The sequence below is a fragment of the Cupriavidus sp. KK10 genome (genome assembly GCF_018223725.1).
Classification (GTDB): domain Bacteria; phylum Pseudomonadota; class Gammaproteobacteria; order Burkholderiales; family Burkholderiaceae; genus Cupriavidus; species Cupriavidus necator.
The window spans coordinates 5,473,984-5,490,643 of the sequence record NZ_CP073677.1 but is presented as its reverse complement, the minus strand read 5'-3'; the positions used below and the strand labels follow the sequence as shown (position 1 = coordinate 5,490,643).

Here is a 16,660-nt window from a genome sequence, read left to right as displayed (position 1 = left end):
TGCGGTGCCGCATGCGGTGGCTCTTTTTTTTTTGGTCCGGTTCAGGCCGCCGAAGGCAGGCGGATATCCGCCAGGTCCCAGCGCGGCGTCACGCCGTAGCCATACTCGTGCCGCGCCAGTTCGGGCGCGGCCTGCAGCCGCATCGCGCCGGCAAACGCGATCATCGCGCCGTTGTCGGTGCAGAACGCCAGGTCCGGGTAATACACGTCGATCTTGCGCTGCTTGCCCATCTGGTCCAGCCGCTCGCGCAACTGCCGGTTGGCACCCACGCCTCCCGCCACCACCAGCCGCTTGTGCCCGGTCTGCTTGAGCGCCGCCATCGACTTGGCGGCCAGCACGTCGACAATGGCATCGACAAAGGCGCGCGCCAGGTTGGCGCGGTCCTGTTCGCAGGTGTTGGCGAGCTTGCGGGTTTGCGTCAGCACCGCGGTCTTCAGCCCGGCGAAGGAGAAATCCAGGTTGCCCGAATGCAGCATCGGCCGCGGCAGCGCAAAGGCGCCGGGGATGCCGAATTCGGCCAGCCGCGACACTTCCGGGCCGCCCGGATAGCCCAGCCCCAGCAGCTTGGCGGTCTTGTCGAAGGCTTCGCCGGCGGCGTCGTCCAGGGTTTCGCCCAACAGCGTGTAGTCGCCGATGCCGCGCACTTCCATCAGTTGCGTATGCCCGCCCGACACCAGCAGCGCCACGAACGGGAAGGGCGGCGGCTCGCGCGTCAGCAGCGGCGACAGCAGGTGGCCTTCCAGGTGATGCACGCCCACCATCGGCACGTTCAGCGCGAAGCCCAGGGCATTGGCCACCGAGGCGCCCACCAGCAGTGCGCCGGCCAGGCCGGGGCCCTGGGTGAAGGCGATGGCGTCGATGTCCTGGCGGGTGCGGCCGGCATCGGCCAGCACCTGCTCCAGCAGCGGCAGCACGCGGCGGATATGGTCGCGCGACGCCAGTTCCGGCACCACGCCGCCGTAGTCGCGGTGCATGGCGATCTGCGAGTGCAGCGCATGCGCGAGCAGGCCGGTCCCGGTGTCATAGAGGGCGAGGCCGGTTTCGTCGCAGGAGGATTCGATGCCGAGGACAAGCATGGGAAGCGCATAGGGCCGTCTCCGGTCAGGGAAACGGCTGTCGAAACAACAGGTTGCAGGAAGCGCGCAGGGTAGCACAGCGGCGCGCGGCGTGCTTTTCGCTACAATCTGCCCTTTCTCTGGCGGTGGCAATACACATGGATGCGCGAGGCGTGCGATGAGCGGGGCAACATCGGCCCGGACGGGCCGGTATGACGTGGCCGTGCTGGGTGCGGGCGCGGCCGGCATGATGTGTGCCGCCGTGGCCGGCCAGAACGGCGCGCGCGTGGTGCTGATCGACCATGCCACCAAGCTGGCCGAGAAGATCCGCATTTCGGGCGGCGGGCGCTGCAATTTCACCAACCTGCAGGCCGGGCCCGCCAACTACCTGTCGTCCAATCCGCACTTCTGCCGCTCTGCGCTGGCGCGCTACACGCCGCAGGATTTCCTTGGCCTGATGCGCCGCTACGGCATCGACTGGCACGAGAAGCATCGCGGCCAGCTGTTCTGCAACGACAGCGCCGAAGACGTGATCGCCATGCTGCGCGCCGAATGCGACACCGGCCATGTGCGCTGGCAGACCGGCTGCACCGTGGCCGAGATCCGGCGCGAGGGCGACGATTTCCTGTTGCTCACCGCCACCGGCACGGTGCGGGCCGGGGCGCTGGTGGTGGCCACCGGCGGGCTGTCGATCCCCAAGATCGGCGCCACCGACTTTGGCTACCGCATCGCGCGGCAGTTCGGGCTGGGCATCGTCGAAACCCGGCCGGCGCTGGTACCGCTGACCTTCGATGGCAAGGACTGGGCGCCGTTCGCGCCGCTGGCCGGCGTGTCGCTGGAAGTGGATGTCGCCACCGGCAACGGCAAGGCGGCCGGGGCCTTCCGCGAAGACCTGCTGTGGACGCACCGCGGCCTGTCCGGCCCCGCCGTGCTGCAGATCTCCAGCTACTGGCGCCCCGGCACGCCGATCGCCATCGACCTGTTTGATGGCGAGGATGCCGCCGCCTGGCTGCTGGAGCAGAAGGCCGGCAGCCGCAAGCACCTGGGCAACCTGCTGGCGCAACGGCTGCCGGCGCGGCTGGCCGATGCCTGGTGCGCGGCCTCGGGCGTGGATGCAGCCATGCCGCTGCATGATGTGACCGACAAGGCCCTGCGCAAGCTGGGCGCGACGCTCAACGGCTGGCGCATCGTGCCGTCTGGCACCGAGGGCTACCGCAAGGCCGAGGTCACGCTGGGCGGGGTCGACACGCGGGCGCTGTCATCCACCACCATGATGGCCCGCGAGGTGCCGGGCCTGTATTTCATCGGCGAGGTGGTGGACGTGACCGGCTGGCTGGGTGGCTACAACTTCCAGTGGGCCTGGGCCTCCGCAGTGGCGGCGGGGCAGGCCGCGGCAGAGGCATCGCGCACTGCTTCGGCAGGGCAATCGGTAGCCCAAGGATAGTCTGGTGATAGCTGGAAGGGTAGTAAGCGGCACTCGCTAAGTGTCCGCTGCACGCCACTTCCCCGTTGGATTGTTGATGCTACAATCCAGAACTTCGTAGAGCCGCTTATCCCGAAAATTCTTTATTTTCTGGCCAAATGACCACGATCCATCTCAAGGAAAACGAGCCTTTTGAAGTTGCCATGCGCCGTTTCAAGCGCACCATAGAGAAGAACGGGCTGCTCCCGGAACTGCGGGCGCGCGAGTTTTACGAAAAGCCCACCGCCGCGCGCAAGCGCAAGAAGGCAGCCGCGGAAAAGCGCCATTACAAGCGCATCCGCAGCCAGATGCTGCCGAAGAAGCTGTACTGACCCGGCGCTCCCGCTTGCATCCGACCCGCTGTGGCATACGCTTCGGCGGGTTTTTGCGTTCTGGGCCTTGCAGCGGGCGGTCGCCGCCGCCACCTGTGAGTGCCCACCCACTTTCTGGAAGATCACGATGTCCCTCAAAGCCCGTATCAGCGAAGACATGAAGGCCGCCATGCGCGCCCGCGAAACGGAGCGCCTCGGCACCATCCGCCTGTTGCTGGCCGCCATCAAGCAGCGCGAAGTCGATGAGCGCGTGGAGCTGGACGATACCGCCGTGCTGGCCGTGGTCGAGAAACTGATCAAGCAGCGCAAGGATTCGATCTCGCAGTTCCAGCAAGCGGGCCGCAATGACCTGGCAGACAAGGAGTCGGCGGAAGTCGAGGTGCTGAAGGCCTACATGCCCGCCGCGCTGTCGGACGAGGAGGTCGCCGCCGAAGTCCAGCAGGCCGTTGCCGCCACTGGCGCCGCCGGTCCGCAGGACATGGGCAAGGTCATGGGCGTGCTCAAGGGCAAGCTGGCTGGCCGTGCCGACATGACCGCCGTATCGGCCCTGGTCAAGGCTGCACTCGCAGCAAAGTAAATACTGATTTAATCGGTTGCGAGCAGGATAAGCACCGGATCCGCGTGGTTCGGTGCAGTTGCACGGAGATGTCACGCAGTCCGGGCGGCCTTATCACGCTGCACTACAATATTCCGATAGCAGCCGGGCGCCGCACCGGTCACGCATTCCTAAAAGATGCCGCCCGCCGCGGGACGGCCATGCCTCAGGACGGTCAGTCGGGTGATTCCGCAATCCTTTATTCAGGACCTGCTCAACCGTGTCGACATTGTCGATGTGGTGGGCAAGTATGTGCAGCTGAAGAAGGGCGGCGCCAACTTCATGGGGCTGTGCCCCTTCCATAACGAGAAATCACCGTCATTCACGGTGTCGCCGACTAAGCAGTTCTACCACTGCTTCGGATGTGGCGCCCACGGCTCGGCCATCGGCTTTCTGATGGAATTTTCCGGCCAGTCCTATCCGGAAGCGGTGCGCGAACTGGCCCAGTCCGTTGGCATGAGCGTGCCGGAAGAGCGCGACCGGCTGCCGCCCGGGCAGCGCGCGGAACAGCAGGCCCGTTCGGTGGCGCTGTCCGACGCAATGACCCGCGCCACCGATTTCTACCGCCGCCAGCTGCGCGGCGCGCCGCAGGCGATCCAGTACCTGAAGGGCCGCGGCCTCACCGGCGAGATCGCCGCGAACTTCGGCCTGGGCTATGCGCCGGATGACTGGCAGGGCCTTGAGGCCGTGTTCGGCAGCTATCGTGATGACAACGTGTCGGCGCCGCTGGTCGAGTGCGGCCTGCTGATCGAAAGCGAGAAGCGCGATGCGGACGGCAAGCCGCGCCGCTACGACCGCTTCCGCGACCGCATCATGTTCCCTATCCGCAACACCAAAGGGGCCGTGATCGGCTTCGGCGGCCGCGTGATGGGGCAGGGCGAGCCCAAGTACCTGAACTCGCCCGAGACCCCGCTGTTCAGCAAGGGCACGGAGTTGTACGGGTTGTTCGAGGCCCGTCACGCGATCCGGGAAACTGGCTACGTGCTGGTGGTCGAAGGTTATATGGACGTCGTGGCGCTGGCCCAGCTCGGTTTTGCCAATGCCGTTGCCACCCTGGGCACGGCGTGCACCCCTGTGCATGTGCAGAAGCTGCTGCGCCAGACCGACGCCGTGGTGTTTTCGTTCGACGGCGACTCTGCCGGGCGCCGCGCGGCCCGGCGCGCGCTGGAGGCCTGCTTGCCGCACGTGGCGGACAACAAGACCATCCGCTTCCTGTTCCTGCCGTCCGAGCACGATCCGGACAGCTATGTGCGCGAAGAGGGCACCGAGGCCTTTGCCAACCAGGTGCGCAATGCCATGCCGCTGTCGCGCTTCCTGCTGCAGTCGGTCACCGAGGAGCTGGACCTGCGCCAGCCGGAGGGCCGCGCCCGGGCCCAGTACGAGGCCAAGCCGCTGCTGCAGGCCATGCCCGCCGGCGGCCTGAGGCTACAGATTGTGCGCGAACTTGCCGATGCCACGGGGACGACACCCGCGGAGATCGAAGCCATCTGCGGCCTGCGCAGCGACCCGGCCCGCGTCGGCCGCTTCGCCCAGCCGCGCCCGCGCACCCGCCGCCAGGCCCCGACCGGGCTGGAACAGCGGGTGATCCAGCTGCTGATGTGCTATCCGGCGCTGTCGGCAAGGCTTGACGAGGATGCGCGCGCGCTGCTGCTGGGCGGCGAGAGCAGCGACAGTGAAGTGCTGGCGCACCTAGTGGAGGCGTGCGACAGCGTGCAGGGCGAGGTCAATTTTGCGGCCTTCAGCGAGCACCTGGCCCAGTCGCCCTATGCCGAGGTGTATGCCGTGGCACGTACCGCGGTGCTGCGAGAAGAGATCGAAGAAGCACCCGCAATACAGGATTTCGATGCGGCCATTACCAAGCTGCTGGCCGAGCCGCTGCGGCGCGAACTCGACGGCCTGCAGGCGGAGGTGGTGGCGGGCACGGCCGATGAAGCGGCCAAGCAGCGCATGCGCTGGCTGGTGGGGGAAATCCACCGGCGGCGCCAACTTGGCTGAGGTGCCTGCGGGTGCCCTGGTCATCAACCAGGAGACAGCAGCAAGCGTTGGATAAGGGACTGGGCCCGGCCCTGCCGAGCTTAAGCCTTGATTTTTCAGGTGAAAACCTCACCTGACAGGGAGCCGGCTATGCGTGGCGTGCTACAATAGCCGGTTTGGATTGCGAAATCTTTCTCTCCAGTTCTGGTGAAAGTGAGCGTGCCAATGGCAAAGGCCAAAGCAACCGAAAGGGTTACCTCTAAAGCTCCCCAATCAGGGAGCGGCAAGGCGTCTGTGAAAACAACGGCGGCGAAGACATCGACCGCGTCAGTCAAGACACCAGCCCGGTCTGCGCCATCAAAGTCCGTGCGTAGCGCGCAAGCGCCCGCCGTGACGACTCCCACCAGGACTCGCACATCCGAAAAGACAAAGGCCTCGACTTCGGCACGCGAGAGCGGCAAGAGCGCCAGTACGAGCGGCAAGGTCGCCGCATCTGCACCAGTGAAAGGTAAGAGTATCACCGTGGCGAAACAGCAGAATACCGAAGTCGAGAGCAAGCGAGCGGCAGCCGCCGGCGTCAAGAGTGGGGAAGCCAAGGCCGGCACCACCACTACGGCAACCAAGGCGCGTGCCGCGACACCTGCATCCGTTGCATCCGAGCGTCCCGCTGCGCCGGCAATCAAGCCGGAGCCGAAAAAGCGTGGCCGCAAGCCCAAGGCCGAGATGCAGCACGACGACAGCACAACAGACGACGTGACTGAAGAGTTTTACGAGAACGATGCGCGCCCGGCGGCAACCCCAGCCGCGGCGCCGAAGACCGAAAAGCAGAAGGCCAAGGACCGCAAGGCCAAGGAAAAGGCCCTGCTCAAGGAGTTCGCCTCGACGCAGCAGGGCACCGAGGAAGAGCTTGAACTGCGCCGTCAGAAGCTCAAGGCGCTGATCAAGCTGGGCAAGTCGCGCGGCTACCTGACCTACGCGGAAATCAACGATCACCTGCCGGACGACATGGTCGATTCGGAAACGATCGACACGCTGGTCGCCACGCTGAACGACATCGGCATCGCTGTCTACGAACAGGCGCCGGATGCCGAGACGCTGCTGCTCAACGACAATGCCCCGTCCGCCACCAGCGAGGAAGAAGCCGAGGAAGAGGCCGAAGCGGCCCTGTCCACGGTGGACTCCGAGTTCGGCCGCACCACCGACCCGGTGCGCATGTACATGCGCGAAATGGGCACGGTCGAGTTGCTCACGCGTGAAGGCGAAATCGAGATCGCCAAGCGCATCGAGGCCGGCCTGAAGGACATGGTGATGGCGATTTCGGCTTGCCCGGTCACCATCTCCGAGATCCTGGCCCATGCCGAGCGCGTGGCCAACGACGAGATCAAGATCGACGAATTCGTCGACGGCCTGATCGACCCGAACGCCGAGGAAGTGGCCGAGTCTCCGGCCGCCGCCGCTGCGCCTGCCGCTGAAGAGGACCTCGAGTCCGACGACGAGGAAGACGCCGACGAGGATGAGGACGATGAAGGCGGCGCCGGTGCCGGTGCCTCCGCGCGCCAGCTGGAAGAGCTGAAGCAGAACGCGCTGGAGAAATTCCGCGTGATCGCCGAGCAGTTCGACAAGATGCGCCGCGCGTTCGAGAAGGAAGGCTACAACTCCAAGCCCTACGTCAAGGCGCAGGAAGCCATCCAGGCCGAGCTGATGGGGATCCGCTTCACCGCCCGCAATGTCGAGCGCCTGTGCGACACGCTGCGCGGCCAGGTGGACGAAGTGCGCAAGCTCGAGCGTGCCATCCTGAACACCATCGTGGACAAGTGCGGCATGCCGCGCGCGGAGTTCGTCGCCCGCTTCCCGGGCAACGAGACCAACCTCGAGTGGGTCCACACCATCGTCGCCGACGGCAAGCCCTACAGCACCATCGTCGAGCGCAATGTGCCGGCCGTGCATGAGCTGCAGCAGAAGCTGATCGACCTGCAGTCGCGCGTGGTGCTGCCGCTGAAGGAACTGAAGGGCGTCAACCGCAAGATGGCCGAAGGCGAGCGTCGTGCCCGCGAAGCCAAGCGCGAGATGACCGAGGCCAACCTGCGCCTGGTGATCTCGATCGCCAAGAAGTACACCAACCGCGGCCTGCAGTTCCTCGACCTGATCCAGGAAGGCAACATCGGCCTGATGAAGGCGGTGGACAAGTTCGAATACCGCCGCGGCTACAAGTTCTCGACCTACGCCACGTGGTGGATCCGCCAGGCCATCACGCGCTCGATCGCCGACCAGGCACGCACCATCCGCATCCCGGTGCACATGATCGAGACGATCAACAAGATGAACCGCATCTCGCGCCAGATCCTGCAGGAAACCGGCAATGAGCCGGATCCGGCAACGCTGGCCGAGAAGATGGAGATGCCGGAAGACAAGATCCGCAAGATCATGAAGATCGCCAAAGAGCCGATCTCCATGGAAACGCCGATCGGTGACGACGACGACTCCCATCTGGGCGACTTCATCGAGGACACCAACACGCTGGCCCCGGCCGAAGCGGCGCTGCACGGTTCCATGCGCGACGTCGTCAAGGACGTGCTGGACTCGCTCACGCCGCGCGAAGCCAAGGTGCTGCGCATGCGCTTCGGCATCGAAATGAGCACCGACCACACGCTGGAGGAGGTCGGCAAGCAGTTCGACGTCACGCGTGAACGGATCCGCCAGATCGAGGCCAAGGCACTGCGCAAGCTGCGCCACCCGAGCCGCTCGGACAAGCTGAAGAGCTTCCTGGAAGGCAACTAAACGCTTCCAAGGGCCTCTAGCTCATGCCTGGTTAGAGCAGCGGACTCATAATCCGTTGGTGCCGTGTTCGACTCACGGGAGGCCCACCAATGTGAAAAGGGACTGCAGGTTGATACCTGCAGTCCCTTTTTTTTACCTCGAACTACCGCTCAATCCTGCGTCACCAACCCCATCGCCGGATCGCTCACCGTATGCCTGCCGGTCTCCACCCGTCCCGCAAAGCGTCGATAGAAGGCCGGGTCGCTGTCGCACGTCACCGCAAAGTCATACCACTGACCGCTTTCCTCCAGCGACCAATACACGGATTTGTCGCCGTTGGCGCCGACGGTGACCGGCCACGGGCCATCGGTTCGGTACGCGAGCGCCTGGATGTTGAAGTGGCAGGCCCTGCGGCCGGCGTTGATCAGGTCGACGTAGACATCGCCATTGGCAATGTCGTAGCAGACGCGGATCTCCGGTGCGATGCCGGTATCGCCGATGCGGTTGGTATCGCCGCGGAAATGGCGGTGAAAGCCGTTGGGGCCCAGCACCCACAGGTCGTATTGCCCGGCGTTGTCCTGGAACACGTTCCAGGTATCGGTCAGGGACTTGCCGGCTTCCACGACATAACGGCGCGGAATGCGTCCCAGCTGGTAGCGGTCGTAGACGTGGAACACCGCCGCTTGCGTGCCGGTGTTGGCGAACACCAGTTCGACCTGCCCCACGGCGCTGCAGCGCGCGCTGGTGTGCAGCTCATACGGCAGCGCGCGTGACGGGCGCGTGCCGGTGGCCTGCAGCGGCAATTGCATGTCGACCGGCAGCGGTACCGCGGGCAGGGCCTGCTGGGCCTTGCGCAGCTGGTCGGCGTCGCTGCGCGTGGTGCGGCCGCCCAGCGTGGGCAGGGCTTCCGAGTTGGGCGTCTTGAAGTTGAATGCGCTGGTCAGGTCGCCGCAGACGGCGCGGCGGAACGGGCTGATGTTGGGTTCGGTCACGCCGAACCGCGCTTCCAGGAAGCGCAGCACGGAGGTGTGGTCGAACACCTGGGAATTGACCCAGCCGCCGCGGCTCCACGGCGAGATCGCGTAAAGCGGCACGCGCGGCCCTGGCCCGTACACGCGGCCGTCCGCAGCGGGCTGGGTCCTGCTGCCCGGCGGCGCCGGATGGTTGAAGTATTCGGCCTGCATCTCGGCATCGCTCAGCGTCGCCTTGCCGGCCAGCGTCCTGTCGGGGTTCACCGAAGGCGCGGAGGGGGAGGGGACGTGGTCGAAGTAGCCGTCGTTCTCGTCGAAGTTGACCAGCAGCACGGTCTTGCTCCAGACTTCGGGCACGGCGGTCAGCGCGTCCAGCACTTCCTGCAGGAACCACGCGCCCTGGACCGGGCTGGACGGGCCGGGATGCTCGCAGTAGATCGACGGCGCGTTGATCCAGGAAACCTGCGGCAGCCTGCCTTCCTTGATGTCGCGGCGAAAGGCGTCGAGGTATTCCTCGGGCTTGGTGCCGGGCAGGGTGTTGGCCACTCCCTTGTACAGCGGGTTGGCGGCGTTGTCGGTGGCCGCATCGTAGGCGTGGTACGGCAGCGGCTGGCCGGTGTTGGCATAGGGCGCGCCCGGCGCGCCGCCGCTGGATACCGGAAAGCCCGACGCCAGGTTGGCCTTGCGGAACTGCTGGAACGCGCCCAGCATGTTGTCGCCCCATTCGTCCGGCATGTTCTGGTAGCAGATCCAGCTGATGCCGGCCGCTTCCAGCCGCTCGGCGTAGGTCGTCCAGGTATAGCCGGTGTTGGCCGAGGCGGGCAGGCCGTCGATCGCATCCCACTCATTGTTGACGAAGGCGACGTTGGCGGCGGTCGGGCCGTTGGTGCCGGTCAGGTGGAACGAACGGTTCGCGTCCGTGCCCGTATGCATCGAGCAATGGTATGCGTCGCACAGCGTAAAGGCATTGGCCAGCGCGAACTGGAACGGGACCTCTTTCTCCTTGAAGTAGCCCATCGACGTATTGGTCTTGTACGTCGGCCAGTTGGCCATGCGGCCGTGGTCCCAGGCCTGCTGGCTGTCCACCCAGGCATGCGGCGTGCCGGCCGCGCGCTGCGCGTTGTTGTTGGTGCCATCCAGGTGATACGGGGTCAGCACGGCGCCGTTGGAGCGCTGTTGCTGCCATACCTTGCGCGCATTGGGCAGCGGGATGGTGAAGCGGTCGCCGAACCCGCGCACGCCCTTGAGCGTGCCGAAGTAGTGGTCGAAGGAACGGTTCTCCTGCATCAGGATCACCACATGCTCGACATCCTTGATGGTGCCGGTGGCATTGTTGGCCGGGATGGCCAGGGCCTTGCGGATGCTGGGCGGGAACGCGGCCAGCGCGGCGGCGGCGAAGCCGGTGCCGGCTGCGGCTTGCAGGAAGTTGCGGCGAGAGACCATGGTCTTGTCGGATTGCGTCGGGACTTGCGTTGTCAGGGGGCGCAGCGGATCACCGGGTCGGGCCGCTTGTCTGGCTTCTTGCCGGGCTGTTCCGGTTGTGCGTTCGGCGTGGCCGTCGCAGTCGGCGACAGGTTGCCGCCGCCGTCATCGCCACCACATGCGGTGAGCAATGCCGCCGCGATCAGGGTCGCGGCCAGGGTTCTTGGGAGCTTGCAGGGGAGCATCGGGTTCGCCTGGCTGGGTGGGTGTGGCGGCTGCTGGGAGCCGGAGCAGGCGAGTGTAGGAAGGCGGGGTGACGTGTCGATGACAAAATGTCCAACGCCGGTCCGTGCCGTCCGCCGGGTTGGCGGACGGCGGGCAGGATGGCTACTTCCAGAAGCCTGCGTGCGGTGCCGCGGCTTCGTCCTCCAGCACCGGCCCGACCACCTCCACCTGGCGCTGCCCGCGCGCGAACACTTCGCGGCAGGGCAGCGAGAAGGTCGGGTTCTCCGGATGGTCGCCGGTCAGGCCCAGCAGCTTGTGCTCTGACAGCGCATAGACCACGCGCCCGATGCCGGTCCAGTAGATCGCGCCGGCGCACATGCAGCACGGCTCCGCGCTGGTGTAGAGGGTGCAGTTGGCCAGTTGTTCCGGCGGCAGCGCACGGGCGGCCTGCGCGGCGGCGACCAGTTCCGCGTGCTGGGTCGGGTCGCCTTCCGGCGGCATCGAATTGTTGCCGGCGCTGGCGATGATATTGCCGGCCTGGTCGGCCACCAGCGCGGCGAACGGATGGCGGCCGCGCGCCCTGGATGCATCGGACAGCGCGATCGACTGGCGCAGCATCTCCAGGTCGAGCGGCGACAGTTCGGCGCCGGACGGGTCTGTGATTCGGGTCATGCTTGGGGTCTCCGGTTGGGGAAAAGAAATCAGGAAAGGGTCGACTCTTCGGCTTGCGCTGGCAGCAGCGGCGCTTCCGTGCCGGCCTGCGCGTCGCTGCCGTTGAGCAGCACGTTGAGCAGGATGGCGGTGATGCCGCCGAGGAAGATGCCGCTTTCCAGCACCAGCTTGAGCGAGCCGCCGGCATGCTCGAACAGGGCGGGGAAGGACATCGGCAGCACGCCCACGCTGACGGACACCGCAACGATGATGGCGTTGCGGGTGCCGTCGAATTTCACGCGCGACAGTTCCTGGATGCCGGCCACCGTGGTCATGCCGAACATCACGATGGCGCAGCCGCCCAGCACCGGCCGCGGCACCGAGGCGATCAGCGCGCCGAGCTTGGGGAACAGGCCCATCAGCACCATGATCGCGCCGGCGGCAGCGACCACGTAGCGACTCTTGACGCTGGACAGCGCGATCAGGCCGGTGTTCTGCGTGAAGGCGTTGTAGGGAAAGCTGTTGAAGATGCCGCCCAGCATGGTCGACAAGCCGTCGGCGCGGAAGGCATTGCCCAGCGTTTCCTGGCTGGAGGGCTTGCCGACGATCTGGCCGATGGCCAGGCAGTTGCCGGTGGTCTCGGCCATGATCACCAGCATCGCCAGGATCATCACCAGCGTTGGCGCCACGCCGAACTGCGGCATGCCGAAGGCGAAGGGCGGGCTCACCTCGAACCACGCCGCGTTGCCGACATGGGCAAAGTCGGTCAGCCCGAACGCCATGGCGACGGCCGTGCCGGCCACCAGCCCCAGCAGCACCGCGAGGTTGCCGACAAAGCCGCGAAAGCGCGCGTAGATGAACAGCGTGATGGCGATGGTGGCCGCGCCCAGCAGCAGGTTCGGCATGCTGCCGAAATCCGCCGCGCCCGGGTTGCCGCCGCCGAGCCAGATGGCCGCGGCCGGCATCAGCGAGATGCCGATGATGGTGATCAGGCTGCCGATCACCACCGGCGGGAAGAAGCGCAGCATGCGGCTGAACACCGGCGCCAGCGCAATCGTGGCAGCGCCGGCGGCGATCACCGCGCCGAACACCGTGGTCAGCCCGTATTGCTTGCCGATCATGATCATCGGTGCCAGCGCGATAAACGAGCAGCCCTGGATCATCGGCAGCCGCGCGCCGAACTTCCAGCAGCCCAGGCACTGGATCATGGTGGCGATGCCCGAGGTCAGCAGGTTGGCGTTGATCAGCGTCACCACCTGCGCCGCGGACAGCCCGAGCGCGCTGCCTAGGATCAGCGGCACCGCGACCGCGCCGGCGTACATCACCAGCACGTGCTGCAGGCCAAAGCTCGCCAGTTGGCGCAGCGGCAGGATTTCATCGACCGGGTGTACCGGCGTGGGGGTCTTCATGGGCTTGTCTCCTTTTTCGATGGAAGCCGCTTCCGCCTCTGGCAGGGCGGATCGGGCAGCGCCGGCCGGGTTTGCGTGGGTTAGTGATTCCTCGGCCGTTGCGGCATCATCTCCACAATTTCATCGGTACAACAAATCAATACCTATCGATTCAGTCGATGGGTAGTGGGAGGGTGGCCATGCGCTTTTCGCTGGACCAGTTGCAGGTATTCGCCCTGGTGGTTGAGACAGGCTCCTTTTCCGCCGCCGCGCGGCGCCTGGGCAAGACCCAGTCCACGATCAGCGCGGCGGTGGCCAACCTGGAGATCGACCTGGGCGTGCCGCTGTTCGACCGCAGCAGCCGCAATCCGGCGCTGACCGAGGCCGGCCGCAAGCTGCTGACCGAGGCCGAAGCGGTGCTGGAGCGCTGCCTGTCACTGCAGGCCCATGCCGCCAGCCTGGCCGATGCCAACCCGCCCGGGCTGACGCTGGCGATCGAGATCCCGTACCACGCGGTGATGCCGGTGCTGGCCGAATTCGAGCGGGAGTTTCCGTATGTCGACCTGACCATCCGCAACCCGGTCTACGGCGATGTCAGCGAACTGGTGCTGCAGGGCGAGGCCGAGCTCGGCATTGCTTTCGCGCAGCCGCACTACGCGCCGGAACTGGCCTTCGTGCAGTTGGGCAAGCTGATCATGGTGCACGTGGTGCACCCGGGACACCCGCTGGCCGGGCGCGAGCAGGTCTCGTTTGCCGACCTGCATGCCTATCGGCGCCTGGCCTTCAGCGCGCATGCCGACAAGCTGCCCACCAGCGAATACCTTCGCGCGGCGCGGGTGTGGCGCGCCGAAAGCTACCTGGCGCTGGTCGAGATGGTGAAAAGCGGGCTGGGCTGGGCGACGCTGCCGCGGCAACTGGTGCGAGAGGCGCTGGAGCGCGGCGAACTGGTGGAACTGGACCTGGTGGCCTATCCGTACACGGACTGGCTGGTCAGCGTCGACCTGATCTGGGCGAAGTCGGGCCGGCCGCAGGGCCGGGCCGAGCAGTGGCTGCGGCAGCGCTTCCGGGAAAACATGGTGTTCGAGGTCGACCGGCGTGGGCAGCGGACCACCCGCTGAGGGCGTGGCGATGGACTATGGTAGTCAGACGCAATCGCGCGTTTGATCCGATTCGCCCGATTCAATCTGACCAGGAGTGAAGCCCATGTCCTATATCGACGGATTCGTACTGGCCGTTCCCCAGGCCACTCGCGAGACCTATCGCCAGGTGGCGCAGAAGGCAGCCGCGGTGTTCAAGGAGCACGGCGCGCTGAAGGTGGTGGAATGCTGGGGTGACGATGTGCCGGAAGGCAAGGTCACGTCCTTTACCATGGCGGTGCAGCGCAAGGAGGATGAAGCGGTGGTGTTCGCGTGGATCCTGTGGCCGTCACGGGAGAAGCGCGACACCGGCATGAAGGCGGCGATGGCAGACCCGCGCCTGAAGGAAGGCATGGATCCGATGCCGTTCGACGGCCAGCGGATGATCTTTGGCGGCTTCGAGGTGATTGTCGACGAGTGAGCGGGCAGGGCGCCGGCGTGGCAGCGCCGGCGCGCAGGCAAGCCAGATCAGATCAGGTGGAAGACCATGCCCAGGGCAATCGCGCCGCCCAGGGTTTCCACTGCTGCGAGGGCGAGAAGGTTCTTCAGTACGAAAGCGTCTTCTTTCTTCGTCACCATGGTCTGTCTCCCGGTCATTGGACTTGTTCTGAGGCACCATCGGCTGTGGCGATCCGGCGTTTGCGGTGCCAAGCCGTCGATGTGAGTCCAGTAGACCGCATTCGCCCGCTGGCCGGAAGCTGGCGAAAACCCGCTCGGCGAAAACCCGGATTCCTTCAGGAATGTGACAGGGCCATGATTGACAGGCTTTGCAGGGCGCGTTTGCGGCCTGCCGGCAACGCGGCATGGCAATGGCCCACATTTGGGGGATGCCCGCCGTAGCGCGATGCGCCAAGATCAAGGCGCGGGTGATCGAGCAGATTGCCCCGCTACCATTTGAGCCCCGCTGCCTCCCCGGCACGCGGGGCTTTTCTACATGGGGGCCGACGGCGGCTTCGTAAAAACGAAATGCACCGAAAAACGTCTCGCCACCGAAGCGGGACGGCATAACGAAACCGGAGACAGCGATGAAGGTGATCACCGCACGCGAAGCGGCGGCACTCGTGCAGGACGGCTGGACCGTGGCCAGCGCGGGCTTTGTCGGCGCCGGCCATGCCGAGGCCGTGACCGAGGCGCTGGAACAGCGCTTCCTGCAGAGCGGGCTGCCGCGCGACCTGACGCTGGTGTATTCGGCGGGGCAGGGCGACCGCGGCGCGCGCGGCGTGAACCACTTCGGCAATGCCGGCATGACCGCCAGCATCGTCGGCGGCCACTGGCGCTCGGCCACGCGGCTGGCCACGCTGGCCATGGCGGAGCAGTGCGAGGGCTACAACCTGCCGCAGGGCGTGCTGACGCACCTGTACCGCGCCATCGCCGGCGGCAAGCCCGGCGTGATGACCAAGATCGGCCTGCACACCTTCGTCGACCCGCGCACCGCGCAGGATGCGCGCTACCACGGCGGCGCCGTCAACGAGCGCGCGCGCCAGGCCATTGCCGGGGGCAAGGCATGCTGGGTCGATGCGGTCGACTTCCGCGGCGAAGAATACCTGTTCTACCCGAGCTTCCCGATCCACTGCGCGCTGATCCGCTGCACCGCTGCCGACACCCGCGGCAACCTCAGCACGCATCGCGAAGCCTTCCACCATGAGCTGCTCGCGATGGCGCAGGCGGCCCATAACTCGGGCGGCATCGTGATCGCGCAGGTGGAAAGCCTGGTCGACCACCATGAGATCCTGCAGGCCATCCACGTGCCCGGCATCCTGGTCGATTACGTGGTGGTCTGCGACAACCCCGCCAACCATCAGATGACGTTTGCCGAGTCCTACAACCCGGCCTACGTGACGCCGTGGCAGGGCGAGGCAGCAGTGGTCGAAGCGGAAGCGACGCCGGTGGCTGCCGGCCCGCTCGACGCGCGCACCATCGTGCAGCGCCGTGCGGTGATGGAGCTGGCGCGCCGTGCGCCGCGCGTGGTCAACCTGGGCGTGGGCATGCCGGCAGCGGTCGGCATGCTGGCGCACCAGGCCGGGCTGGACGGCTTCACGCTGACCGTCGAGGCCGGCCCCATCGGCGGCACGCCCGCGGATGGCCTCAGTTTCGGTGCCTCGGCCTACCCGGAGGCGGTGGTGGACCAGCCCGCGCAGTTCGATTTCTACGAGGGCGGCGGCATCGACCTGGCCATCCTCGGCCTGGCCGAGCTGGATGGTCACGGCAACGTCAACGTCAGCAAGTTCGGCGAAGGCGAGGGCGCATCGATTGCCGGCGTCGGCGGCTTTATCAACATCACGCAGAGCGCGCGCGCGGTGGTGTTCATGGGCACGCTTACGGCGGGCGGGCTGGAAGTCCGCGCCGGCGAAGGCCGCCTGCAGATCGTGCGCGAAGGCCGCGTGAAGAAGATCGTGCCGGAGGTGTCGCACCTGAGCTTCAACGGGCCCTATGTGGCGTCGCTCGGCATCCCGGTGCTGTACATCACCGAGCGCGCGGTGTTCGAGATGCGCGCTGGCGCAGGCGGAGAAGCCCGCCTCACGCTGGTCGAGATCGCCCCGAGCGTGGACCTGCAGCGCGATGTGCTGGACCAGTGCGCAACGCCCGTGGCCGTGGCGCCGGACCTGCGCGAAATGGATGCGCGCCTGTTCCAGGCCGGGCCCCTGCACCTGTAATCCTGTCATTTGCGGCCGGCACGCCCAGGGAGGTGGTG

The 16,660-nt window shown here is 66.3% G+C and carries 14 protein-coding genes and 1 tRNA gene; 9 read left to right on the top strand and 6 right to left on the bottom strand.

The features are described 5' to 3' along the window. Positions 1-41: 41 nt before the first annotated feature. Positions 42-1,076 (bottom strand): tRNA (adenosine(37)-N6)-threonylcarbamoyltransferase complex transferase subunit TsaD, encoded by a 1,035-nt coding sequence (gene tsaD, locus KB879_RS25585; protein WP_013957529.1) that lies wholly within the window; start codon positions 1,074-1,076, stop codon positions 42-44. A gap of 157 nt (positions 1,077-1,233) precedes the next feature. Here tsaD and KB879_RS25580 point away from each other — a divergent pair, with 157 nt between their 5' ends. The 4 genes from KB879_RS25580 to dnaG all read left to right on the top strand — a co-directional run bounded on the left by KB879_RS25580 (position 1,234) and on the right by dnaG (position 5,439). Beyond that, positions 1,234-2,499: an NAD(P)/FAD-dependent oxidoreductase gene (locus KB879_RS25580; protein WP_013957528.1), complete on the top strand. Its 1,266-nt coding sequence runs from the start codon at positions 1,234-1,236 to the stop codon at positions 2,497-2,499. A gap of 137 nt (positions 2,500-2,636) precedes the next feature. Next, entirely contained in the window at positions 2,637-2,849 is a 213-nt protein-coding gene (gene rpsU, locus KB879_RS25575; protein ID WP_013957527.1) for a 30S ribosomal protein S21, read from the top strand. Positions 2,850-2,976: 127 nt separating this feature from the next. Further along, on the top strand, positions 2,977-3,426 hold the full coding sequence (locus KB879_RS25570) for a GatB/YqeY domain-containing protein (protein ID WP_013957526.1): 450 nt from the start codon (positions 2,977-2,979) through the stop codon (positions 3,424-3,426). Positions 3,427-3,627: 201 nt separating this feature from the next. Then, complete coding sequence (dnaG, locus tag KB879_RS25565; protein WP_211980024.1) at positions 3,628-5,439, top strand: DNA primase; 1,812 nt, start codon at positions 3,628-3,630, stop codon at positions 5,437-5,439. Between the two features lie 95 nt (positions 5,440-5,534). Here the strand turns inward: dnaG and KB879_RS39515 are convergent, their stop codons facing one another. Next, a complete protein-coding gene (locus tag KB879_RS39515; protein ID WP_035815784.1) occupies positions 5,535-5,900 on the bottom strand; it encodes a hypothetical protein in 366 nt (121 codons plus the stop codon). A gap of 19 nt (positions 5,901-5,919) precedes the next feature. Here KB879_RS39515 and rpoD point away from each other — a divergent pair, with 19 nt between their 5' ends. Then, positions 5,920-8,196: an RNA polymerase sigma factor RpoD gene (rpoD, locus tag KB879_RS25560; RefSeq protein WP_041228047.1), complete on the top strand. Its 2,277-nt coding sequence runs from the start codon at positions 5,920-5,922 to the stop codon at positions 8,194-8,196. Between the two features lie 10 nt (positions 8,197-8,206). Next, positions 8,207-8,285 (top strand) — tRNA-Ile (locus tag KB879_RS25555). Positions 8,286-8,345: 60 nt separating this feature from the next. On the opposite strand, the gene KB879_RS25550 is transcribed toward KB879_RS25555, so the two are convergent. The 4 genes from KB879_RS25550 to KB879_RS25535 form a co-directional block, all read right to left on the bottom strand. Then, a complete protein-coding gene (locus KB879_RS25550) occupies positions 8,346-10,589 on the bottom strand; it encodes a phosphocholine-specific phospholipase C (protein ID WP_211980023.1) in 2,244 nt (747 codons plus the stop codon). Between the two features lie 32 nt (positions 10,590-10,621). Next, entirely contained in the window at positions 10,622-10,813 is a 192-nt protein-coding gene (locus KB879_RS25545) for a hypothetical protein (RefSeq protein ID WP_153953661.1), read from the bottom strand. 142 nt (positions 10,814-10,955) lie between these two features. Beyond that, complete coding sequence (locus KB879_RS25540) at positions 10,956-11,465, bottom strand: nucleoside deaminase (RefSeq protein WP_211980022.1); 510 nt, start codon at positions 11,463-11,465, stop codon at positions 10,956-10,958. 29 nt (positions 11,466-11,494) lie between these two features. Next, positions 11,495-12,853: a nucleobase:cation symporter-2 family protein gene (locus KB879_RS25535; protein ID WP_211980021.1), complete on the bottom strand. Its 1,359-nt coding sequence runs from the start codon at positions 12,851-12,853 to the stop codon at positions 11,495-11,497. A 179-nt stretch (positions 12,854-13,032) separates the two neighbouring features. Here KB879_RS25535 and KB879_RS25530 point away from each other — a divergent pair, with 179 nt between their 5' ends. The 3 genes from KB879_RS25530 (at position 13,033) to KB879_RS25520 (ending at position 16,622) form a co-directional block, all read left to right on the top strand. Beyond that, positions 13,033-13,950 carry a LysR family transcriptional regulator gene (locus KB879_RS25530; protein ID WP_211980020.1) on the top strand — a complete coding sequence of 306 codons (918 nt, stop codon included), beginning with the start codon at positions 13,033-13,035 and terminating at the stop codon, positions 13,948-13,950. Between the two features lie 85 nt (positions 13,951-14,035). Further along, positions 14,036-14,389 (top strand): DUF1428 domain-containing protein, encoded by a 354-nt coding sequence (locus KB879_RS25525; protein WP_013957521.1) that lies wholly within the window; start codon positions 14,036-14,038, stop codon positions 14,387-14,389. A 604-nt stretch (positions 14,390-14,993) separates the two neighbouring features. Beyond that, positions 14,994-16,622: an acyl CoA:acetate/3-ketoacid CoA transferase gene (locus tag KB879_RS25520; protein ID WP_211980019.1), complete on the top strand. Its 1,629-nt coding sequence runs from the start codon at positions 14,994-14,996 to the stop codon at positions 16,620-16,622. Positions 16,623-16,660: the final 38 nt, after the last annotated feature.